This window comes from Micromonospora globbae (assembly GCF_003610785.1).
Lineage (GTDB): Bacteria > Actinomycetota > Actinomycetes > Mycobacteriales > Micromonosporaceae > Micromonospora > Micromonospora globbae.
Window position 1 is genome coordinate 72,530 of the sequence record NZ_RAQQ01000023.1, and the last position, 21,908, is coordinate 94,437.

Below are 21,908 nucleotides of genomic sequence, written 5' to 3' on the forward strand. Positions count from 1 at the left end.
TCCCGTCACCGGCGGGCGGCCGGCCCCGCCGGCGCCTCGGTGACGTCGTCCAACTCGTCCAGTAGGTGACCCATCCGGTCCCGCTTGGTCCGCAGGTACCGCACGTTCTCGGGGTGGGGGCGCACCGGCAGCGGCTCGCGGCCGGTGATCGTCAGGCCGTACCCCTCCAACCCGGCCCGCTTCGCCGGGTTGTTGGTGAGCAGCCGCATCGACCGCACGCCGAGGTCGTACAGGATCTGCGCGCCCGTGCCGTAGTCCCGGGCGTCCGCCGGCAGGCCGAGGTCCAGGTTGGCGTCCACGGTGTCGCGGCCCATGTCCTGCAACTGGTACGCCTGGAGCTTGTGCAGCAGCCCGATGCCCCGCCCCTCGTGGCCGCGCATGTAGAGCACCACCCCGCGCCCCTCGCGGGCGACCCGCGCCAGGGCGGCGTCGAGTTGCGGGCCGCAGTCGCAGCGCAGCGAGCCGAAGACGTCGCCGGTGAGGCACTCGGAGTGCACCCGCACGAGCACGTCCTGCCCGTCGCCGATCTCGCCGTACACCATGGCGACGTGCTCCGACGGGTCGTGCGTGCTGCGGTAGCCCAGAGCCCGGAACACCCCGTGCCGGGTGGGCATCCGCGCGTCGGCGACCTGCTCCACCTGCTTCTCCGTACGCCGCCGGTACGCGATGAGGTCCGCGATCGTGATCAGCGTGAGCGAGTGCTCGGCGCAGAACTTCTCCAGGTCCGGCACCCGCATCATGGTGCCGTCGTCGTTGACCAGCTCGCAGAGCACGCCGGCCGGCCGCAGCCCGGCGAGCCGGGTGAGGTCGACGGCCGCCTCGGTGTGCCCGGGCCGGCGCAGCACCCCGCCCGGCCGGGCGCGCAGCGGCACCACGTGCCCCGGACGGGCCAGGTCGGCCGGGCCGGTGGCCGGGTCGGCGAGCAGCCGGATGGTGTGCGCCCGGTCGGCCGCCGAGATGCCGGTGGTGACGCCCTCCCGGGCGTCCACGGTCACCGTGTACGCGGTGCCGCGGCGGTCCTGGTTGGTGTGGTACATCGGCGGCAGGTCGAGACGGTCGGCCTCGTCCTCGGTCAGCGGCACGCAGATGTAGCCGGAGGTGTACCGGACCATGAACGCGACCAGCTCCGGCGTGGCCAGCTCGGCCGCGAAGATCAGGTCACCCTCGTTCTCACGCCCGGCGTCATCGACCACCACGACGGGCCGGCCCGCCGCGATGTCCTCCACCGCCTGCTCGATCGTTCCGAACGTGGTCATGCCACAGCCTCCGTGTAGGTGGGCGGGATGGCGCGGGCCGGGCGCAGCACCCGGGACGTACGCCACCAGCTGACGACGCCCCAGGCGCAGAACGCGCCGTAGATGAGGTACATGGCCGCCGACGGGTAGAAGCCGCCGTTCAGCAGCAGCGGCACGCCCACCGCGTCCACGGCGATCCAGATGAGCCAGAACTCGACCCAGCCGCGGGCCATGCCGTACGTGGCGAGCAGGCTGCCGGTGAGGATCCAGGCGTCGGGCAGCGGCCCCCACGAGCCGAGCGCGGCGAGCAGCGGGTACGCGGCGGCCGTGCCGATCACGGCGGCGGCCAGCAGCCCCAGGCGCTCCCGGGCCGTCGCCCAGCGCGGGGCCACCGCCCCCCGGTCGGGCACGACGCCGGCCCGGCGCGTACGCGACCACCGCCACCAGCCGTAGACGCTGACGGCGAAGAAGAACACCTGCCGGCCGGCCTGCCCGTACAGGTCGTGGGCCTGCGGGGTGGCGAACGCCCCGCCGAGGAAGACGGTGAACAGCAGCACGTTGCCGACCATGCCGACCGGCCAGGCCCACACCAGGCGGCGCAGGCCGAGCAGCGCGGAGGCGAGCCCGAACGCGTTGCCGACGATCTCGCGCACCAGCACCGGGGAGCCGGCCACGCTCACCTGCGCGTCGAGCAGCCAGTGCAGCGAACCCATCAGGCCACCTCCCCCCGCGGGGCGGCGCCGAGCAGCCGTTCGACGTACTTGGCCAGCACGTCCACCTCGAGGTTCACCGGGTCGCCGACGCGGCGCACGCCCAGGGTGGTGAGCTTCAGCGTGGTGGGGATCAGGCCGACCTCGAACCAGTCCGGTCCGACGCCGGCGACGGTCAGCGACACGCCGTCGACGGTGATCGAGCCCTTCTCCACGACGTAGCGGGCCAGGTGCGCGGGGAGCCGGAACCGGACCGTCTCCCACTGCGCCGCCGGCTCCCGGGAGAGCACCTCCCCGACGCCGTCGACGTGCCCCTGCACGAGGTGCCCGCCGAGCCGGCTGCCAAGCGTGGCGGCCCGCTCCAGGTTGACCGGGTCGCCGGGGCGCAGCCCGCCCAGCGCGGAGCGCCGCAGCGTCTCCCCCATGACGTCGGCGGTGAACGTCCCGCCGTCGACGTCCACCACCGTCAGGCAGACGCCGTTGACGGCGATGGAGTCCCCGTGCCGGGCGTCGGCGGTGACCAGCGGGCCGCGGACGGCGACCAGCGCCGAGTCCCCCGAGGTGGCCGTCACCGAGGCCACCTCACCCAACTCCTCGACGATGCCGGTGAACATGTCAGCCCTCCCTCTTACGGGGCAGCGCGGTGATCCGCAGATCCGGACCGATCTGCGTAACGTCGACGACTTCGAGATCGATCGCTTCGGCGATGGTCGTCACACCCGCGTCGACGAGCGCGGCCGGTCCGGCGCCGAGCAGCCGGGGTGCGACGTATCCGACGACCTTGTCGACCAGCCCGGCGGCCAGGAACGCGCCGGCCAGGCGGGGACCGCCCTCCAGCAGCACCGCCCGCACGCCGCGCTGGTGCAGCTCGGCGAGCAGCGCCGGCAGGTCCACCCGGCCGTCCGGGCCGGCGCCGACCTCCGCGGCGGTGGCGATCCAGGTGCGGGCCGCGCCGTCGCGGACCCGGGCGTCGGCGGGGGTACGCCCCTCGCTGTCCACCACCACCCGCAGCGGCTGGCGGATGGCGAGGCTGCCGTCGCGCAGGTTGCGGGCGGTCAGCCGCGGGTCGTCGGCGAGGACGGTGCCCACCCCGACGACCACGGCGTCGACGGTGCCGCGCAGCGCGTGCACGTCGATCCGGGCCGCCTCGGAGGTGATCCACATGCTGGTCCCGTCGGCCGCCGCCGACCGGCCGTCCAGGGTCGCGGCGTACTTCCAGATGACGTACGGCCAGCCGCGGCGCATGGAGGTGAGCCAGGCGATGTTGCCGGCCTCCGCCTCGCTGGCGCGTACGCCCAGATCCACCCGGACCCCGGCGGAGCGCAGGGTCGCGGCGCCGCCCGAGGCGACCGGGTTCGGGTCGGGGACGGCGATCACCACGCGGGCGACCCCGGCCTGGATGAGCGCGAGGCTGCAGGGGCCGGTGCGGCCCGTGTGGTCGCAGGGTTCCAGGGTGACGACCGCGGTGCCTCCGCGGGCCCGCTCGCCGGCCTGGGCGAGCGCCACGATCTCGGCGTGCGGCCCGCCGGCGTACGCGTGGAAGCCCTCACCGACGACCTGGCCGCCAGCGTCGAGCAGGACGCAGCCGACCACGGGGTTGGGGCTCGTGGTGCCCAGCCCGCGCGCGGCGAGTTCGATCGCGCGACGCATCGCCTCGTCGACGGAGACGCCCGTCATTCGCCCTGCCCTGCCCTCTCACTCGCCGGTCGCGCGCGGGCGGGAGTCGGGAGGCGTCGGCCGTGGGGCCGCGGGCAGGCGGCGGCGGAGATGCGGGTACGGCGGAGCCGACCCGCAGGGCCGGCACGGCATGCCGAGAGTCGGCGGCCGGGCACGACCCGTCCGTCCCGCGCGCTGTCTCCCATCCGGACTGTCTGGGCGCGGGTCGCCCCGCTCCCAACCGTCGGCCCCGGATTCTCACCAGGTCCACCGGGCGGCAGAGCCGACCGGGTCGCGGGCTGACCACGGACTGCGCCGTGGATCACCGCCGGTTCGGAATTTCACCGAGTCCCGCCAGCGCGTGGTGGGTACACCGGAAGTCTTACACGCCGACCGGGCGGTGCCGCCACCGAGGCGAGCTACTTCACACCGCGCGCCGGTCAGGCGACGCCGCGCCGCCGGTCCACCGCGACGTACGAGCCGGGTTGGCTCTTGGCCACCGACTTCATCTCGCTGGCGACCGCGATCGCCTCGAGCGGGTCGGTGAATCGCTTGTCCGAGTCGGAGAGGGAGACGCCGATCGAGAGCGTGACCAGCGCGGCCCGGCGGATGTTGCCCCGCCGGTCCTTGAGTTCGACGAAGCCCCGCTCCCGGTCGACGGGGTCGTAGAGCGAGTCCGCCGCCTTCTCGAAGTCCACCACCGCCCGCGAGGTCAGCGGCCGGACCTGGTCCGGCGCGCAGACGATGACGAAGTCGTCGCCGCCGACGTGGCCCAGGAACGCCGGCGGCAGCCCGACCGAGACCACCGCCCGGTGCAGGCTGCGCGCCAGCGCCGAGATGAAGTCGTCGCCGCGGACGAAGCCGTACCGGTCGTTGACGCTCTTGAACCGGTCGATGTCGATGTACCCGACGGCGTAGTCGGTGCCGCTGCGCACCCGGTCGGCGATCTCCCGCCGGATCCGGCTGTTGCCCGGCAGGCCGGTCAGCGGGGAGACCTCCCGGAACTCCTTGTTGCGGCGCAGGGTGGAACTGACCCGGGCCACCAGCTCGGCGGTGTCGAACGGCTTGACCAGGTAGTCGTCCGCGCCCGCGCTGAGACCGTGCACCTTGTCCACGGTCATCCCCTTGGCGGTGAGCATGATCACCGGCAGGGCGGAGGTCATGGGATCGGCCCGCAGCCGGCGGGTCAGCTCCAGGCCGTCGATCCTCGGCATCATGAGGTCGACCACCGCGAGGTCGGGCCGCTGCCGCTCGATGACCTCGAGCGCCTCCTGGCCGTCGCCGGCGAGGAGCACCTCGAAGCCGTGCAGGCGGAGGTTGAACTCGACGAAACGCGCGATGTCCTCGTCGTCGTCGACGACGAGGATGACGTCCGGGCGCTCCCCCGCCGGCTCCACGTCAGGCCCCGGAGGCCGCGCGTTCCGCGAGCGCCCGCAGCCGGCGCACCGCCTCGGCGGGGTCGTCGGCGCCGTAGACGGCCGTGCCGGCGACGAACGCGTCGGCGCCCGCCTCGGCCGCCTGCGCGATGGTGTCGGCGGCGATCCCGCCGTCGACCTCGATGCGCAGCTCCAGGTGACCGGCGGCGACGTGCCGGCGGGCCGTGCGGACCTTCTCCAGCAGCTCGGGGATGAAGCGCTGCCCGCCGAAACCGGCCTTGATCGTCATGATCAGCAGGGTGTCGAAGCTCGGCAGCAGCTCGAGGTACGGCTCGATCGGGGTGTCCCGGTCGATCGCCAGCCCGGCCTTCGCGCCGGCGGAACGCAGATCCTTGGCCAGCGCCACCGGGTTGTCACAGGCCTCGGCGTGGAAGGTCACGTTGTACGCCCCGGCGTCGGCGTAGCCGGGGGCCCACCGGCGCGGATCCTCGATCATCAGGTGCACGTCGAACGGAAGCTCGGTGGCCGCCCGCAGGCTCTGCACCACCGGTAGGCCGATGGTCAGGTTCGGCACGAAGTGGTTGTCCATGACGTCGACGTGCAGCCAGTCGGCGGCCTCCTCGACGGCACGGACCTCATCGGCGAGGCGGGCGAAGTCGGCGGCCAGGATGCTCGGCGCGACGATCGGCGGCGGTACGGTCACCGGGCCAGTGTACGAACGCCGGCACGGCCGGCGACGGGCACGGCACCATCCGGGACGAGCCGTGACCCGGGGGTGACCCGTGGTGCAGAATTGGCGATCCGGGCGGGCGAATCCGGACGAGGAGGCGTCCGCGTCTGGCCGATCGACCGAAACGCGACGACACTCCAACGGGGACGGTGACGTGTGCCGGCGCCGGGGCGCCCGCCGCGCACCGGCCCCGCGGTCACCAGGTTCCGGAAAGGGCGGACGATGCGACGGTGGCGACGTCGGCTGGCAGTGCTGGCGCTGACCGGCGTGGTGGCGGCCCTGCTGGGCGGCTGCCTACGGCCGGACGCCGCCGACGGCGACCTGGTCGACGACTGGCCCGCGATGCGGGCCCCGCGACCGTTCGTCCCGGCCACCGACACGTGCCTGCCACGGATCACCCCGGTCGTGCAGGCGGGCACCTACGAGACGGTGCCGTGCTCCCGCAGCCACCTCGCCGAGGCGGTGCACGTCGGCACGTTCGACGCGGACGAGGCGGCGCCCCGGCCCGGGCCGGGCTCGCCGGCGCTGCGCGCCGCGCGGGCCGAGTGCGACCAGCGGGCGCGGGAGGTGCTCGGCGGTGACTGGCACGCGGCCCGGCTGACCCTGCACATCGCGCTGCCGTCGGCGGCCGGCTGGGCCGGCGGCGCCCGGTGGTTCCGCTGCGACCTCAGCGAGACCGACAGCATCGACAACACCCGCCCGGTCAACCGCACCGGCAGCCTGCGCGGCGCGATGATCGGTGACTCGCCGCTCATCCACCGCTGCTTCGACCCCAAGCTGATCGGCGGGAACCTGAACTACATGGAGCCGGTGCTGTGCACCGAACCGCACCGCGCCGAGTTCGTCGGCGTGTACGTCGAGCGGGACATGAGCTGGGAGACGTTCAGCGCCTCCGCCGACGGGGTGCACCGCCGCTGCATGGCGCTGATCGCCACGTTCGCGGCGGTGCCCAACAACAGCGAGCTGGCCTACCGGGTGGGATCCATCTTCTACCCGCCGTCGAAGCGGGAGTGGGAGGAGGGCGACCGGGGGGTGCGCTGTTTCCTGTGGAGCGACGACCGGAAGCTCACCCGGTCCATGCGGGGCGTGGGGCCGCGGGGACTGCCCGCGATCTGAGCGGCGGTGCCGTATGCTGCTGCGCCGTGGCGCAACCGGTCGATGATCGCCGGTGGGACGTGACCACGGTCGGCGGGGAGGTCGGCGGATGCGACGGTGGTGGACGGCGGCCGTGACGGGCGCGCTGGTGGCGCTGGCCCTCACCGGGTGCGCGCCGGCCGGCCTCGACACGGACCTCACCGACGACTGGCCGGCGCTGGCCGCCGCCGAGGCGTTCGTTCCCGAGGCGGGCGTCTGCCACCTCGCCGTCCAGGACGTCGGCTACCTGAGCGCGTACAACCCCGTCGACTGCGGCGAGTCGCACCGGGCCGAGACGCTGTACGTCGGCACGCTCTCCGGCGCCGCGGCGGAGCGCGGCACACCTCCGCCCGCCGGTTCGGCGGGGATGCGGGCCGCCCGGGCGCAGTGCGACCGGGAGGTCAGCAAGGCCGTCGGCGCCGACTGGCGCGGCGGGCGGCTCGGCGTCGGGGTCGTCTTCCCGTCCCCCGCGGCGTGGGCGGGCGGCGCCCGGTGGTTCCGCTGCGACGTCAGCGAGACCACGAGCCTCGACGAGCCCGGTGTCAGCCTGCGGCAGGGGACGCTGCGCGGCGCGCTGAAGGGCGACTCGGCGCTGGCGCACCGCTGCTTCAACCCCAAGCTCGACGGCGACGACATCACGGAGATGAGGGCGGTCTCCTGCACCGCCAAGCACCACGCCGAGTTCGTGGGCGTCTACCAGGCTCCCGACGTCAGCTACGCCCAGTTCTCCGAGGCCACCCTGCGTACGCACAAGGCGTGCCGGAAGCTGATCGCCAAGTACGCGGCGGTGCCGGACGACGCCAACGTCCAGTACCGGGCCGGGACGATCTTCTACCACCCGTACGAGCAGGAGTGGAAGGACGGCAACCGCGGTGTGCAGTGCTTCCTCTGGGTCAGCGACCGCTCCCTCACCCGCTCGATGAAGGGCGCCGGCAGCAAGGCCCTCCCCATCCGCTGACCCCGTCGGCCCGCCTCCGCGGGGCGCGCCGACGGCCCGCCCCGCGCCGCTCAGCCGCGGCGGAGCACGGCGAGGAACATCGCGTCGGTGCCGTGGCGGTGCGGCCACAGCTGCACCGTCGGCCCGTCGCCCAACCCCGGCATGCCGGCCGGCAGCAGCGGCCGCGCGTCGACGAAGTCCACCGGGACACCGGAGCGGCGCGCCGCCTCGGTGACCGTCACGTGCGTCTCCACCGTGTGCGGCGAGCAGGTGACGTAGGCGACGACGCCGCCGGGACGGACGGCGCGCAGCGCCGCACCCAGCAGCTCCCGCTGCAGGCGGGTCAGCGCCGGCAGGTCCGACGGCTGCCGCCGCCAGCGGGACTCGGGGCGGCGGCGCAGGGAGCCCAGCCCGGTGCAGGGCGCGTCGACCAGCACCCGGTCGAAGTGCTCCTCGGGAAGCTTCGGGTCCCGCCCTACGGTGCGGCCGTCGGTGTTCAGCACGGTCACCGGCAGTCCGCGGGTGGCCTGGGCGACCAGCCGGGCACGGTGCTCGGCCACCTCCACGGCCGTCAACCGCGCGTCGCGCTGCGCCGCGAGGGCGCCGAGCAGCCCCGACTTGCCGCCCGGACCCGCGCAGAGATCCAGCCAGCGCCCGTCCGGCCCGTCCAGCGGCGCCACGGCGAGGGCGTTCGCCACGAGCTGGGAACCCTCGTCCTGGACGTGCGCGCGTCCCTCGACGACGGCCGGAAGGTCACCGGGAGCGCCGCCGGAGAGGTACACGGCGTACGGCGAGAAGGCGCCAGGGGCGCCGCCCACCTCGTCGGCCAGCTCGACCGGGTCGGCGAGCCCCGGCCGGGCGCACAGGTGCACGGGTGGACGCTCGTTGTCCTCGATGAGCAGCCGGGTGGTCTCGCCGAGGTCCCCGCCGAGCGCCTCGGCGAACGCCCGCACCACCCACTGCGGGTGGCTGTAGGCCAGCGCCAGGTGGCCGATCGGGTCGCTCTCCATGCTCGGGGCGAGTCGCTCCACCCAGGCGTCGGCGTCCCGGCCGGCGACCTCCCGCAGCACGGCGTTGGCGAAACCGGTGGCGCCGGGGCCCACCGCGCGGACCAGGTCGACGGTCGAGGAGACGGCGGCGTGCGCCGGCACCCGCGTGTGCAGCAGCTGGTACGCCCCGAGCCGCAGCGCGTCGCGTACCGGCGGGTCGATGCGCTCCACGTCCCGGCCGGCCGCGGCGGTGAGGATCGCGTCGAGGGTGCCGAGGTGGCGCAGCGTGCCGTAGGTCAGTTCGGTGGCGAAGGCCGCGTCCCGGCCGACCAGCCCCTCCTCACGGAGGATGGCCGGCAGGACGAGGTTGGCGAACGCGTCGTCCCGGTGCACGGCCGCCACGGCCTCGTACGCCGCGTGCCGGGGCCGGTCCACGGCTGGCCGGGGGCCGCGCCGGGCCGTCCGCCCGTCCGCCGGGCGACCGCCGTCACGCCGGCCGCTCCGCCGGCGGTCGGAGTCGCCGGGCCGACGCTCGTCGGCGGGACCGTCGCCGTGCCGGCGACCGGAGTCGGCGGGCCGGTCGTCGCGGGCCGGCCCGGGGGCGGTCACGCCAGTTCCTCTCCGGCGGCGACCCGGGCGCCGCGCGCCCAGTCGGTCGCCGGCATCGCCCGCTTGCCCGCGGCGCGCACCTCGCCGAGGCGGACGGGGACGGTGGCCGTGCCCACGAGCACGCGCGACTTCTCCACCCGCAGCTCGCCCGGCTTCAGCTCGGGCCCGTCGGTCACCGGGGTGACCGGGCCCAGCTTGACCCGCTCGCCCCGGAAGGTGCTCCACGGGCCGGGCGCCGGGGTGCAGGCGCGGATGCGCCGGTCGACCGCGAAGGCCGGGTCGGTCCAGCGGACGCGGGCGTCCTCGACGGTCAGCTTCGGCGCCAGGGACACCCCGTCGGCGGGCTGCGGCTCGGCGCGGGCGGTGCCGTCCTCGATCGCGTCGAGCACGGCGACCAGCAGACCGGCGCCCGACTCCGCGAGCCGCTCCAGCAGGTCCCCGGACGTGTCGGTGGGGCGGATCTCGTCGGTCAGGGTGCCGTAGACCGGGCCGGTGTCCAGCCCCTCCTCCAACTGGAAGACGCTGGCGCCGGTCACCTCGTCGCCGTGCAGGACGGCGTGCTGGACGGGCGCCGCGCCGCGCCAGGCCGGGAGCAGGGAGAAGTGCAGGTTGATCCAACCGTGCCGGGGGATCTCCAGGGCGGCCGGCGGCACCAGCGCCCCGTACGCCACCACCGGCACGCAGTCCGGCGCGAGGTCGCGCAGCCGGGCCAGGAACTCCGGCTCGCGCGGGCGGGCCGGGGTGAGCACCTCGACACCGTGCTCGTCGGCCCACGCCCCGACCGGGGAGCGGCTGAGGCCCCGCCCCCGCCCGGCGGGCGCGTCGGGGCGGGTCACCACGGCCACCAGCTCATGCCGGGAGGCGGCGACGGCGGCCAGGGACGGGACGGCGACGGCCGGCGTACCGGCGAAGATCACACGCACCGGCCGCTCACCCACCCAGGCCGAACGGGCTGCCGGCGGCCGGGCCGTGCGGGCTGAGCTTGACCACCGGCGGGGCGGCCGGGTCGTACCACTCCGCCTGGCGGATCGCCTTCATGGCCTCCTTGCGCCCGGCCGGGTCGAGCCGGTCGATGAAGAGCACCCCGTCGAGGTGGTCGGTCTCGTGCTGGACGCAGCGGGCCATCAGCCCGGTGCCGACGATCTGCACCGGGTCGCCGTAGCCGTTGAAGCCCTTGGCGATCACGTTCTGACGGCGCTTGGTGTCGAAGTAGAGCCCGGGGATGGACAGGCAGCCCTCGGGGCCGTCCTGCTCCTCCTCGTCGGGGAACTCCAGCACGGGGTTGACCAGGTGACCGAGGACGTCGTCGACGTCGAAGGTGAACACCCGCAGGCCCACCCCGAGCTGCGGCGCGGCGAGGCCGGCGCCGTTCTGCTCACGCATGGTGTCGGTCAGGTCGGCGATGAGCCGGCGCAGCTCGGCGTCGAAGTCGACGACCGGGTCGGCCGGCGTACGCAGCACCGGATCGCCGAACAGACGGATGGGCTGGACGGTCACGCGCAACGGCTCCTTCTGAGCGGGACGATCGGGGCCGTACCAGTCTACGGAGTACCGGTGCGGGCCTCGGCCGGCGGACGGTGGTCGACCGCCGCCGGTGTGCCGAGCGTCACCGACCGGACGGCCACGCCGGTCCACGGCCGGCGCCCGGTGCCGGCGACGAGCCGCACCCGATGGTGCGGGCGTTCGCGGCCGGCAGGGCTCGCCCGTCCGCTGACCCGTTGACGTGGCCGGGTCAGGCGCCGTGGCCGGGCTCGCCGGCCAGCACGGCGTCACCGCCGCGCACGGCGTGCTCCGGCAGCGGCAGCCGGATGCCGTGGGCGGCCTCCCAGTCGTAGACGATGCCGGGGCGGACCTGGGCGGTGAAGTAGTCGACGGCGCTCATCCCGCCGACCACCGGCTCGTCCACCTCGCCGACCAGCTGGGCCGGCACCAGGTGGAAGCCGCTCTGCAGGGCGGCGCTGAGCCGGCGGTGGCCGTCGACGACGAAGAAGTGCGCGCCGGTGTAGCCGATCCGCAGCGGCTCCAGCGCCTCGTCGCCGGCACCGGCGACCTCGCCCACGAACTCCGAGTCCCACAGCCCGCGCAGGGTGGCGATGTCCTCGGTCGGGTAGACGCGGGCCGGGTCGAGCAGCAGCAGCGGCGGCTCGTCGCGCAGCACGTCGGCGCCGAGCCGACCCTCGTACACCGCGACGATGTGCTCGATGACCTCCTCGGGCGCGGCCCGGGTGGTGTCGCAGATCAGGTCGTAGTTGCGCAGCCGGGCCTTGTCCACGCCGTAGCGCACGAGGAACCGGCTCCGCTCGCTCTCGCTGCGCTCGTGCAGCTTGGCCTTGGCCTCCTCCAGCGAGGTGTAGCTCTCCGCCGGCCCGGAGGGGCGGGCGAGCACCCGGCGGGCCGCCTCGCCCGGCTCGGTGATCATGTGTACCTTGAGCGCGTCGGTGAAGAAGTGCCACGCCAGCCGGGAGTCCATGACGAGGCGCTCGCCGGAGGCCGCGATGTCCCGCTGGAGCTGGTCGACGTAGCCGTCGACCGCCTGGTCGAGCTCGGCGTGCAGGTTGAGCTGGAGGGCGGTCATCTGCCGCTCCTGCGCCATCTGCCGGTAGAGGTCGCCGACGCTGACCCGGCGCATCCCCAGCCGCTTGGCGATCTCCACCGACACCGTGCTCTTGCCGCTGCCGAGGTCACCGTTGAAGACGATCGACTGACGAACGGTCACGACTGGTCCACCCCTGATCACCGGCTGATCGAACTCATCGTCACTGGTGTCGGGCCCGACGCGCTCCCGCGAGCGTCGCGCCGCCATGTGCCCGGCATGACGGGCGATGCTACCACCCTGGCCTCGGGCTCCCACCGCACGCGGCGTGCGACACCGCCCGCACCGCCGGCCACCGCCGCCGCGAAGAGCCCGCCGCCGCCGGCCCGGGAAGCCCGCCGCCGTCGCCGCGGCAAGCCGACCGCCGCCGGCGCCGGACGCCGGCTGCCGCCGCAGCTAGAACAGGTCGAGCGGGTCGACCTGGAGGCGTACCGGGTCGGCCGCCTTGCGGGCGCTGCGGGACCCGGCGGCCGCGTGCAGCGCGCCGGCGAGGGCCGCCGCCCGGGCACGGGGGACCCGCACCAGCATCCGCTCCCGCTCCCCGTCGGCCGGGACCGGCCCCAGCACCTCCGCCCCCTCGGGCAGCCGCGCCTCGTCCAGGAGGTCCGCCACGGCGGCCGGCAGCCCCGTCACGCTCGCCATCCGGACCGCCGGCGGGAAGCCCAGCTCGCGGCGCTCGGCCAGTTCCCGGGCGGCGAACCAGCCGGCGTCCCAGCGCAGCAGCGCCTGCACCGGGGCGAGCGCGCCGTCGGCGACCACCACCACCCGGCCCCCGTCCCCGGCCGGGCGCGCCAGCGCGGCCGCGGCCATCCAGCGCCGCAGGGCCTCCTCCCCCGCCCGCAGGTCGGCCCGGGTGAGCAGGGCCCACGAGTCGAGCAGCAGCACGGCCCCGTACCCGCCGTCGGCCACCGGCTCGGCCCCCGGCGTGGCGATCACCAGGCCCGCCCCGCCGGGAACGGCGGCGAGCACCTCGTCCCGCCCGGAGGTGCGCACCGGCACGCCGGGGAAGGCCCGCCCCAGCTCCTCGGCCGTGCGCCGGGCGCCGGTGACGGCGGCGCGCAGCCGCCGCCCCCCGCACTCCGGGCAGGCGTACGCGGCGGCCACCCGGCCGCACCAGCGGCAGGCCGGCGCGGCCGTCGCGGAGGGCAGGGCGAGCGGGCCGGCGCAGTGCGGGCAGCGCGCCGGCGTCCGGCAGTCCGCGCAGGACACGGAGGGCAGGTACCCACGGCGGGGCACCTGGACGAGCACCGGCGCGTCGGCGCGGAGCGCGTCCCGGGCCGCCGTCCAGGCGAGGCTGGGCAGTCGCGCCGTGGCCGCGCCGGGGTCGCGGGCCAGCTGCGGGTCGTCGCCGGTCGGTGCGATGGCCGGCGTACGCGCGCGCACCGTGGCCCGGTCGGCCACCACCTCGCGCGCCCAGCCGGTCTCCACCAGCAGTTGCGCCTCGGCCGTGCGGGCGTACCCGCCGACGAGCGCGCCGGTCTCGGCGAGCTGGGCCCGGGTGAGCAGCACCTCGCGGGCGTGCGGATAGGGGGCCCGGGGTTCGGCGTGCAGGTCGTCGCCGTCGTCCCAGACGGCCACCAGGCCGAGCCGCTCGACCGGGGCGAACATCGCCGCCCGGGTGCCGATCACCACGGGCACGTCGCCGCGCCGGGCGGCGAGGAAGGCCCGGTAGCGGCGGGCGGGGCCGAGCGCCGCCGAGAGGCAGACGTGCCGCCCCGGCCCGAGCGCCGCGCCGACGGCGGCGTCCAGCCGGTCGAGGTCCCGGTTGTCGGCGACCACCACGACGGCGCCGCGGCCGCCGGCCACGGTGGCGGCCACCGCGTCGGCGTACCGGGCGGCCCAGTCCTCCCCGGGCAGGGCCGACCAGACCGCGCGGGGCGCGCGGCCGTCGGCGAGCGCCCGCAGGTAGGCCGGGCCGGCGGGGTAGGCCGACCACCCGCGGTCGGGGTCGGGCGCCGGCACGGGCGCGGGAGGTTCCGGCGCCGCCGGGGCCTCCTTCTCCACGCGGGCGTGCCGGGGCGGCACGGCGAGCCGGAGCACGTCGGCGAGGCTGCCCGCGTACCGGTCGGCGACGGCGCGCGCCAGCCGGGCCACCTCCGGTGACAGGACCGGCTCCGGGGAGACGACCTTCTCCAGGTACGCCAGCCGCCCGGTGTGCCCGGAGTCGTCGGCACGCTCCAGCAGCCAGCCGTCCACGAGCTGCCCGGCGAAGCGGACCTTCACCCGGGCGCCCGGCACGGCCTGGGCGTCCAGCTCGGCGGGGACCAGGTAGTCGAACGGCCGGTCCAGGTGCGCGAGGGGGACGTCCACGCAGACGCGAGCGACCGGCGACCCGTCCGCGGGTCGCCGGTCGCTGCGCCTGGTGCCGGTCAGGCTCCCGCGGCCGACTTGAGGTCGGCGGCCCGCTCGGTGCTCTCCCACGTCAGGTCGGGCAGTTCCCGGCCGAAGTGGCCGTAGGCGGCGGTCTGCTGGTAGATCGGACGCAGCAGGTTCAGGTCCCGGATGATGGCCGCCGGCCGCAGGTCGAAGACCTCGGTGACGGCCTTCTCGATCGAGGCGACCGGCACGGTCTCGGTGCCGAAGGTCTCGATGAACAGGCTGACCGGGTGGGCCTTGCCGATGGCGTACGCGACCTGCGCCTCGCAGCGCTCGGCGAGGCCGGCGGCCACCACGTTCTTGGCCACCCAGCGCATCGCGTACGCGGCCGAGCGGTCCACCTTCGACGGGTCCTTGCCGGAGAACGCCCCGCCGCCGTGGCGCGCGTAGCCGCCGTAGGTGTCGACGATGATCTTGCGTCCGGTCAGGCCGGCGTCGCCCATCGGCCCGCCGATCTCGAACCGCCCGGTCGGGTTGACCAGCAGCCGGTAGCCCTCGGTGTCCAGGCCGAGGCTCTCCAGCTCCGGGGCGATCACGTGCTCGCGGATGTCCGGCGTGAGCAGCGAGTCGAGCGAGATGTCCGCGGCGTGCTGGCTGGAGACCACCACGGTGTTGAGCCGGACGGGACGGTGCCCCTCGTACTCGATGGTGACCTGCGTCTTGCCGTCGGGCCGCAGGTACGGGACCGTGCCGTCCTTGCGGACGGTCGCCAGCCGCCGCGCCAGCCGGTGGGCGAGGGCGATCGGCAGCGGCATCAGCTCCGGCGTCTCCGAGCAGGCGAAGCCGAACATCATGCCCTGGTCACCGGCGCCCTGCGCGTCCAGCGCGCTCTCCGACGCCCCGGTACGCAGCTCGAAGGCGTTGTCGACGCCCTGCGCGATGTCCTCCGACTGGGCGCCGATGGAGACGCTGACGCCGCAGGAGGCGCCGTCGAAACCCTTCTTGGACGAGTCGTAGCCGATGTCGAGGATGGTCCGGCGGACGATGGTGGGGATGTCCGCGTACGCCTTGGTGGTCACCTCGCCCGCGATGTGCACCTGGCCGGTCGTGATGAGGGTTTCCACCGCGACCCGGCTGCGCGGGTCCTCGGCGAGCAACGCGTCGAGGATGCCGTCGCTGATCTGGTCGGCGATCTTGTCCGGGTGGCCTTCCGTGACCGATTCGGACGTGAAGAGGCGGCGTGTCACGGCACTCCTAAGCGTGTGAAAGTCGTTCCGCGGAAGTCTAGTCACCACGGTGCGTGGCGGCGGGGCCGGTCGCGTCCTGTCTCACTCTTTACAGCGACCGGTCAACCGCGTCGCGACGAGGTCCCAGACGCCGTCGGCGAGGTCCTCCTTGGACCGTTCGTCCATCCGGACGACCGAGCCGTCCGCACCGATGACGGTCGCCGCGTTGGTGTCGGCGCCGAAGACCTTGTCCGGACCCACCTCGTTGACGACGATGAGGTCGGCTCGCTTGCGGGCCAGCTTGGCCCGACCGTTGGCCTCGGCGTCGCCGGTCTCCGCGGCGAACACCACCAGCACCTGCTCGGGCCGGCGGCGCCGGCCGAGCTCGGCGGCGATGTCCGGGTTCGTGACGAGTTCGATGGTGGGCGCGCTGCCGTCGTCCGCCTTCTTGATTTTGCCAGGCGCGTAGACGGCGGGGCGGAAATCGGCCGGAGCGGCGGCCATCACCACCGCGTCGGCGTCGACGGCCGCCTTCAGCGTCGCCTCCCGCAGTTCCTCCGTGGTGCCCACCCGGATCAGGTCGACCCCGGCCGGGTCGGCGAGGGTCACGTTCGCGGCGATCAGCGTGACCCGGGCGCCGCGGGCCACGGCCGCGCGCGCGAAGGCGTACCCCTGCTTTCCGGAGGAGCGGTTGCCGAGGAACCGGACCGGGTCCAGCGGCTCGCGGGTGCCGCCGGCGGTGACCACCACGTGGCGGCCGGCCAGGTCGGCGGGAGCGTCGACGCCGCGGGCGAGCACCCGGCGGGCGACCGCGAAGATCTCGGCCGGGTCGGGCAGCCGGCCCTTGCCCGTGTCGACGCCGGTGAGCCGGCCGACGGCCGGCTCGATGACGCGTACGCCCCGGGCCCGCAGCGTGGCGACGTTGGCCACGGTGGCGGGGTGCTCCCACATCTCGGTGTGCATGGCCGGGGCCAGCACCACGGGACAGCGGGCGGTGAGCAGCGTGTTGGTGAGCAGGTCGTCGGCCAGGCCGTGCGCCGCCTTGGCGATCAGGTCGGCCGTGGCCGGCGCGACGACGACGAGGTCGGCCTGCTGGCCGAGGCGTACGTGCGGCACCTCGTGCACGTCGGACCAGACGTCGTCGGCGACCGGCTGGCCGGAGAGCGCGGCCCAGGTCGGCGCCCCGACGAAGCGGAGCGCCGACGCGGTGGGCACGACCCGGACCCGGTGGCCCGATTCGGTGAAGAGCCGCAGCAGCTCACACGCCTTGTAGGCGGCGATGCCGCCACCGACCCCGAGGACGATCCCGGCGGACATCGCGGTGCGGCGGGTTACGGCTGGTCGGTCGGCTCGGCGGTGAGCAGGCCGGCGTTGATCTCGCGCATGGCGATGGAGAGCGGCTTCTCCTGCGGGGTGGTCTCGACCAGCGGCCCCACGTACTCCAGCAGGCCCTCACCGAGCTGGCTGTAGTAGGCGTTGATCTGGCGGGCCCGCTTGGCCGCGAAGATGACCAGCGCGTACTTCGACGTCGTCTTCTCGAGCAGCTCGTCGATCGGCGGGTTGGTGATGCCCTCGGGGTTGGTGGCGATGGATCCCACGAATAACCTCTGCGTCTGTCGAACCGCGCGGGACGCGGTGCTGACTGGCGACCGCGGCCGACTCCGGTGAACCGCGGCCGACCCCGGCCGTGCTCGCAGGCGTGGTTGTCAGCCGCGCACAGGTGGCTGTCAGCCGCGCACGCGCGGGCCGGCCGGAGTCGGATAAGAAGAACCGAGCAAGCCTACCAGCTCATCAGCGACCCGATCGGTCAGGTCGTGCGTGAGGACGAGTTCGAACGCGGCGGCGACGGCCGGGTCGGGCCGGTGGTTCGGCGGACGGAGCAGCACGAGCCGGGCGTCGGTGAGACGCTCGCGGACGGCGAGGGCGCCGGGGATGTCGAGCGGCAGCAGCGCCGGCTGACCGGCGGCGAGCCGGGCCCGCAGGGGGTCGTACGGGGTGCCGCGGCGGTGCGGACCGGCCCGGGACCACTCCAGCAGCCCGCCGGCGGCGATCAGCCGGTCGAACGCGGTGGGGGTCAGGAAGACCCGGTCCACGCCGTCGACCTCGCCGTCGCGGCGGGGCCGGGTGGTCGCCGGCACCGGCCGCCACACGGCGGGAGAGCGCGCCCGGACGAGCTCGACGACACTCTCCCGGCCGGCGCCCGAGGGGCCGGCCAGGACAGTGAGCCGAGCCGCCGGGCGCGCCTCGCCTGCCGTGCTCACTGCTTGTTTCTACACGCTGCCGCGCTCAGTTGGCGGCGAACTCCCCAAGCAGTGCCTTGCGCTGCTGCTCGCCGAGGCCACGCAGGCGGCGGCTGTCGGCGATCTTGAGCTTCTCCATGATCTGGGTGGCCCGGATCTTGCCGATGCCCGGCATCGCCTGCAGGACGGCCGACACCTTCAGCTTGCCCACGACGTCGTCGGACTCGGCCCGCTCGAGAACGGCTCCGAGGGTGGTCTTGCCCTGCTTGAGCTGCTCCTTCAGCTCAGCACGGGCCTTGCGGATCTCCGCGGCCTTCTCCAGCGCGGCAGCGCGCTGCTCGGGGGTCAGTGACGGGAGCGGCACCAGTTCTCCTCAGGTCCCTATAGCGACGGGCGGATCGCACCGCCGCATCTGTGAAACGTGGTGTCGCTGTGAACCAAGGGGTCCGTGGTTCCCAGCGCGGGGAAAACTAGCGGTCAACGGAGCTTTCGGCAACGTGGGCGCGCGATGATCTTCGCAAAGTGACCGAGCCGTCAGTCAGCCGGCGGCGCCCACGACGGCCCGGCACTCGGCCAGCACGCGGTCCGCGGCGGCTCGCAGCGCGGCCACGTCGGGGCCCGCGCCGAGCACCTCGCGGGAGTACGACGGGAGCACCGCGGGCAGGCTGGCGCCGAAGACCGTACGCAGATCCGCGGCCGTCGCCCCCTGCGCGCCGAGCCCCGGCGCGAGCAGCGGACCGCCCACCCGGGAGAGGTCGTGACCGGTGTCGCCGATCGTCGCGCCGACCACCAGACCGAAGCTTCCCAGCGGCGTCGCACCCGCGTTGAGCTGGGAAATCTCGTCGATGACGGTTTGCGCGACGGTCCGCCCGTCGGGCGTACGGGCGTGCTGCACGGCGGCGCCCTCGGGGTTGGACGTGAGCGCCAGGACGAACACGCCGCCCCCGTGCTCGGCGGCCAGCTCGAACATCGGGGCGAGCGAAGCTACTCCCAGGTAGGGGCTCGCGGTCACCGCGTCGACATACAGAGGGCTGGATGGATCGAGGTACGCCTCGGCGTACGCGCGGACCGTCGAACCGATGTCGCCACGCTTGACGTCGAGGAGAACGAGCGAGCCACTATCCCGTAACTGTCGGATAGTTGACTCAAGAATCCCGACACCTCGGGCACCGAACCGCTCGAAGAAGGCCGACTGGGGCTTGACCACCGCAACCCGGTCACCGAGGGCGTCCACGACGGTCCGGGCGAACCGATCAAGCCCCTCCACGTCGTCCGGGAGCCCCCACCGGGCCAGCAGCCCGGGGTGCGGGTCGATCCCCACACACAGCGGTCCCCGCTCGCCCACGACCCGGTGCAACCGGGCGCCGAACGTCTCCATCCGTCCCCTCCCTCTCGCTAAGCCCGGGGCGGCGCCACGCCACCACGGTTCCCTCGCTCAGCCCGGGGCGGCGCCACGCCACCCGGTCACGGTTCCCTCGCTCAGCCCGGGGCGGCGCCACGCCACCCGGTCACGGTTCTCTCGCTCAGCCCGGATGGCGCCGCGCCACCCGGCACGCCCTCGTGGGCGCCGCAGCGGCTCAGCCCGCCTTCACGGCCGCCGCCACCCCGGCCGCGATGCGGGCCACGTCGGCGTCGTCCGTGACGTACGGCGGCATCGTGTAGACCAGGTCCCGGAACGGCCGCAGCCAGACCCCCTCGGCGACCGCGGCGGTGGTCGCCGCCGGCAGGTCGACCTCGTGGTCGAGCTGCACCACCCCGATGGCGCCCAGCACCCGCACGTCGGCGACCCCCGGCGCGCCGCGCAGCGGCTCCAGGCCGGCACGCAGACCCGCCTCGATCCTCGCCACCTCGGCAGCCCAGTCTCCGGCCCGCAGCAGGCCGATGGAGGCGTTCGCGACCGCGCAGGCGAGCGGGTTGCCCATGAACGTGGGCCCGTGGGCGAGCACGCCGTCGGCGGAGATGCCGCGCGCGATCTCCGGGGTGCAGAGCGCGGCCGCCAGGGTGAGGTACCCGCCGGTGAGGGCCTTGCCCACGCACATCACGTCGGGGGCCACCCCGGCGTGCTCGGCGGCGAACATGACGCCGGTACGGCCGAACCCGGTGGCGATCTCGTCGAAGACGAGCAGCACCCCGTGCGCGCGGGTCACCTCGCGCAGCACCCGCAGGTACTCCGGATGGTGGAACCGCATCCCGCCGGCCCCCTGCACCACGGGCTCCACGATCACGGCGGCCAGCTCGTGCGCGTGCCGCTCGACGGCCTCGGCGAGCGCGGCGGCGTACGCGGGGTCGGGCGGCGTGTCGAAGCCGCCCGGCGGGACCGGCGCGAAGACCTGCCGGGGCAGCACGTCGCCCCACAGGTGGTGCATGCCTCCCTCCGGGTCGCAGACGCTCATCGGGTGGAAGGTGTCGCCGTGGTAGCCGCCGCGCCAGGTGGCCAGCCGGCGGCGCTCCGGCCGGCCGGTGGCCCGCTGGTACTGCAGGCACATCTTGATCGCCACCTCGACGCTCACGGACCCGGAGTCGCACAGGAAGACGTGCTCCAGGCCGTCCGGGGTGAGCTCGACCAGCGTCCGCGCGAGCCGCACCGCCGGCTCGTGGGTGAGCCCGCCGAACATCACGTGGCTCATCCGGCCGAGCTGGTCGGTGACCGCGGCGTCGAGCACCGGGTGGCGGTAGCCGTGGATGGCCGCCCACCACGACGACATGCCGTCGACCAGGTCCCGGCCGTCGGCCAGGCGCAGCCGTACGCCCTGCGCGCTCTCCACGACGTACGGCGGGCTGGCCGGCGGCAGCGCCGCGTACGGGTGCCACACGTGCGCCCGGTCCACGTCGAGGATCTCCCCAGGTGTCACCTGACCTCCTAGCTCTAACCCCGCGCCCTTCCCCACCCCCGCGCCCCGGGCTCCCGCGCGCGCCCCTCTCCCCCGCGATCTTGCAGTTGTGGCCCCTGTTTCGTCCGGTATGCGCCGTAGGTCGGGGCCGAAAGTGCAAGATCGCGGGGCTCGGGTGGGGGCGCGGGGGCCTGGGGGCGGGGGCGGGTTTGGGGTTACGGGGATTGTGGGTTGGGGGTGGTTCGGGTGGTGGCGTGGGCGGCGGCGCGCACCAGCGCCGGGCCCCGGTAGATGAAGCCGGTGTAGAGCTGCACGAGGCTGGCGCCGGCGTCGGTCATCCGGGCCGCGTCGTCGGGGTCGACGATGCCGCCCACCCCGATGACCGGCAGCCGGCCACCGGTCTCCCGGTGCACGAACGAGACCACCTCGCGGGCCCGCGCCGCGAGGGGCCGGCCGGAGAGCCCGCCGGTCTCGGCGCCCCGCGCCCGGTCGGTCGGGGCCAGGCCGTCACGGGCGAGCGTGGTGTTCGTGGCGATCACCCCGGCCGCGCCCCGGGCCAGGCAGACCTCCAGCAGTTCGGCGATCGCCGGCTCGGTGAGGTCCGGTGCGATCTTGACGAGGATCGGCTTCTCCCCCACCAGCGCCGCCAGGAGCGCGTCCAGGTGCGACCGGTCCTGCAGGGACCGCAGGCCCGGGGTGTTCGGCGAGGACACGTTGACCGCGAAGTAGTCGCCGTGCCCGCGCAGCGCCCGGTAGGAGGCGAGGTAGTCGTCCACGGCGTCCTCCAGCGGGGTCACCTTGGACTTGCCGAGCGAGATGCCCAGCGGCACGCCGAGCGGCCGGGGCAGCGCCGCCAGCCGGGCGGCCAGCGCCTCCGCGCCGGCGTTGTTGAAGCCCATCCGGTTCACCACGGCCTCGCTGTCGCGCAGGCGGAACAGCCGGGGCCGCGGGTTGCCGGGCTGTGCGTGGGCGGTCACCGTGCCCACCTCGACGAAGCCGAAGCCCAGCGCCGGCCACGCCGGCAGCGCCACGCCGTTCTTGTCCATCCCGGCCGCGAGGCCCACCGGGTTGGGGAACTCCACACCGAACACGGTGCGCGGGGCGCGTACCGCGTAGCGGGCGCGCAGCGCCGCCAGCAGGGCCGGCGAGCGGGACACGGCGGCGAGCCGCCGCAGCGTCCACTCGTGCGCGGTCTCCGCGTCCCCGCCGCCGATCCGGAACAGGGCGGGCCGCAGAACCCGTTCGAACATCACCACACCCGGCCCCCGCCCCGGCCCCAGCCACCGCTCCCGCTCCCGCTCCCGCTCCCGCTCCGGTGATCATGAG

21 protein-coding genes and 1 riboswitch are annotated in these 21,908 nt (G+C 74.9%); of the genes, 2 read left to right on the forward strand and 19 right to left on the reverse strand.

Annotated elements, in window-relative coordinates; translation table 11 throughout:
- Window positions 1–5: 5 nt before the first annotated feature.
- From D7I43_RS26215 to rpe, 6 genes are all read right to left on the reverse strand, one after another.
- Complete coding sequence (locus D7I43_RS26215) at window positions 6–1,256, reverse strand: bifunctional 3,4-dihydroxy-2-butanone-4-phosphate synthase/GTP cyclohydrolase II (RefSeq protein ID WP_120331242.1); 1,251 nt, start codon at window positions 1,254–1,256, stop codon at window positions 6–8.
- Window positions 1,253–1,948, reverse strand: a complete 696-nt coding sequence (pnuC, locus tag D7I43_RS26220; protein WP_120331243.1) for a nicotinamide riboside transporter PnuC — start codon at window positions 1,946–1,948, stop codon at window positions 1,253–1,255. The genes D7I43_RS26215 and pnuC overlap by 4 nt, the downstream gene beginning before the upstream one ends.
- Window positions 1,948–2,559: a riboflavin synthase gene (locus D7I43_RS26225; RefSeq protein WP_120331244.1), complete on the reverse strand. Its 612-nt coding sequence runs from the start codon at window positions 2,557–2,559 to the stop codon at window positions 1,948–1,950. The genes pnuC and D7I43_RS26225 overlap by 1 nt, the downstream gene beginning before the upstream one ends.
- 1 nt (window position 2,560) lies before the next feature.
- Window positions 2,561–3,622 (reverse strand): bifunctional diaminohydroxyphosphoribosylaminopyrimidine deaminase/5-amino-6-(5-phosphoribosylamino)uracil reductase RibD, encoded by a 1,062-nt coding sequence (ribD, locus tag D7I43_RS26230; RefSeq protein WP_120331245.1) that lies wholly within the window; start codon window positions 3,620–3,622, stop codon window positions 2,561–2,563.
- A 169-nt stretch (window positions 3,623–3,791) separates the two neighbouring features.
- Window positions 3,792–3,964: riboswitch (FMN riboswitch) on the reverse strand.
- 77 nt (window positions 3,965–4,041) lie between these two features.
- On the reverse strand, window positions 4,042–4,998 hold the full coding sequence (locus D7I43_RS26235; protein WP_120331246.1) for a GGDEF domain-containing response regulator: 957 nt from the start codon (window positions 4,996–4,998) through the stop codon (window positions 4,042–4,044).
- A 1-nt stretch (window position 4,999) separates the two neighbouring features.
- Window positions 5,000–5,680, reverse strand: coding sequence for a ribulose-phosphate 3-epimerase (gene rpe / locus D7I43_RS26240; RefSeq protein WP_120331247.1), 681 nt, complete (start codon window positions 5,678–5,680; stop codon window positions 5,000–5,002).
- Window positions 5,681–5,929: 249 nt separating this feature from the next.
- On the opposite strand from rpe, the gene D7I43_RS26245 reads away from it, so the two are divergent.
- Together D7I43_RS26245 and D7I43_RS26250 are read left to right on the forward strand one after the other, a co-directional pair.
- Window positions 5,930–6,823 (forward strand): septum formation family protein, encoded by an 894-nt coding sequence (locus D7I43_RS26245; protein WP_120331248.1) that lies wholly within the window; start codon window positions 5,930–5,932, stop codon window positions 6,821–6,823.
- A gap of 88 nt (window positions 6,824–6,911) precedes the next feature.
- Window positions 6,912–7,799 carry a septum formation family protein gene (locus D7I43_RS26250; RefSeq protein WP_120331249.1) on the forward strand — a complete coding sequence of 296 codons (888 nt, stop codon included), beginning with the start codon at window positions 6,912–6,914 and terminating at the stop codon, window positions 7,797–7,799.
- A gap of 50 nt (window positions 7,800–7,849) precedes the next feature.
- Here the strand turns inward: D7I43_RS26250 and D7I43_RS26255 are convergent, their stop codons facing one another.
- The 13 genes from D7I43_RS26255 to D7I43_RS26315 all read right to left on the reverse strand — a co-directional run bounded on the left by D7I43_RS26255 (window position 7,850) and on the right by D7I43_RS26315 (window position 21,835).
- Window positions 7,850–9,418, reverse strand: coding sequence for an RsmB/NOP family class I SAM-dependent RNA methyltransferase (locus D7I43_RS26255; RefSeq protein ID WP_420870247.1), 1,569 nt, complete (start codon window positions 9,416–9,418; stop codon window positions 7,850–7,852).
- Window positions 9,373–10,299 carry a methionyl-tRNA formyltransferase gene (gene fmt, locus D7I43_RS26260; RefSeq protein ID WP_120331271.1) on the reverse strand — a complete coding sequence of 309 codons (927 nt, stop codon included), beginning with the start codon at window positions 10,297–10,299 and terminating at the stop codon, window positions 9,373–9,375. Before fmt ends, D7I43_RS26255 begins: the two co-directional genes overlap by 46 nt.
- Before the next feature lie 7 nt (window positions 10,300–10,306).
- On the reverse strand, window positions 10,307–10,873 hold the full coding sequence (gene def, locus D7I43_RS26265) for a peptide deformylase (RefSeq protein WP_120331251.1): 567 nt from the start codon (window positions 10,871–10,873) through the stop codon (window positions 10,307–10,309).
- 235 nt (window positions 10,874–11,108) lie between these two features.
- Entirely contained in the window at window positions 11,109–12,092 is a 984-nt protein-coding gene (locus tag D7I43_RS26270; protein WP_120331252.1) for an AAA family ATPase, read from the reverse strand.
- Between the two features lie 273 nt (window positions 12,093–12,365).
- Window positions 12,366–14,342, reverse strand: a complete 1,977-nt coding sequence (locus D7I43_RS26275; protein WP_120331272.1) for a primosomal protein N' — start codon at window positions 14,340–14,342, stop codon at window positions 12,366–12,368.
- Window positions 14,339–15,532 (reverse strand): methionine adenosyltransferase, encoded by a 1,194-nt coding sequence (metK, locus tag D7I43_RS26280; protein WP_120331253.1) that lies wholly within the window; start codon window positions 15,530–15,532, stop codon window positions 14,339–14,341. Before metK ends, D7I43_RS26275 begins: the two co-directional genes overlap by 4 nt.
- Window positions 15,533–15,613: 81 nt before the next feature.
- Window positions 15,614–16,828 (reverse strand): bifunctional phosphopantothenoylcysteine decarboxylase/phosphopantothenate--cysteine ligase CoaBC, encoded by a 1,215-nt coding sequence (gene coaBC / locus D7I43_RS26285; protein WP_120331254.1) that lies wholly within the window; start codon window positions 16,826–16,828, stop codon window positions 15,614–15,616.
- A gap of 14 nt (window positions 16,829–16,842) precedes the next feature.
- Window positions 16,843–17,109, reverse strand: a complete 267-nt coding sequence (gene rpoZ / locus D7I43_RS26290) for a DNA-directed RNA polymerase subunit omega (RefSeq protein WP_120331255.1) — start codon at window positions 17,107–17,109, stop codon at window positions 16,843–16,845.
- 129 nt (window positions 17,110–17,238) lie between these two features.
- Complete coding sequence (locus D7I43_RS26295; protein ID WP_120331256.1) at window positions 17,239–17,772, reverse strand: nucleoside/nucleotide kinase family protein; 534 nt, start codon at window positions 17,770–17,772, stop codon at window positions 17,239–17,241.
- A 25-nt stretch (window positions 17,773–17,797) separates the two neighbouring features.
- On the reverse strand, window positions 17,798–18,115 hold the full coding sequence (gene mihF / locus D7I43_RS26300) for an integration host factor, actinobacterial type (RefSeq protein ID WP_007458370.1): 318 nt from the start codon (window positions 18,113–18,115) through the stop codon (window positions 17,798–17,800).
- 174 nt (window positions 18,116–18,289) lie between these two features.
- Window positions 18,290–19,129 (reverse strand): orotidine-5'-phosphate decarboxylase, encoded by an 840-nt coding sequence (gene pyrF / locus D7I43_RS26305; protein WP_120331257.1) that lies wholly within the window; start codon window positions 19,127–19,129, stop codon window positions 18,290–18,292.
- Window positions 19,130–19,328: 199 nt separating this feature from the next.
- On the reverse strand, window positions 19,329–20,603 hold the full coding sequence (locus tag D7I43_RS26310) for an adenosylmethionine--8-amino-7-oxononanoate transaminase (RefSeq protein ID WP_120331258.1): 1,275 nt from the start codon (window positions 20,601–20,603) through the stop codon (window positions 19,329–19,331).
- 194 nt (window positions 20,604–20,797) lie between these two features.
- The gene (locus D7I43_RS26315; protein ID WP_120331273.1) at window positions 20,798–21,835 is read right to left on the reverse strand and encodes a quinone-dependent dihydroorotate dehydrogenase; all 1,038 of its coding nucleotides are present in this window, start codon (window positions 21,833–21,835) and stop codon (window positions 20,798–20,800) included.
- Window positions 21,836–21,908 lie beyond the last annotated feature (73 nt).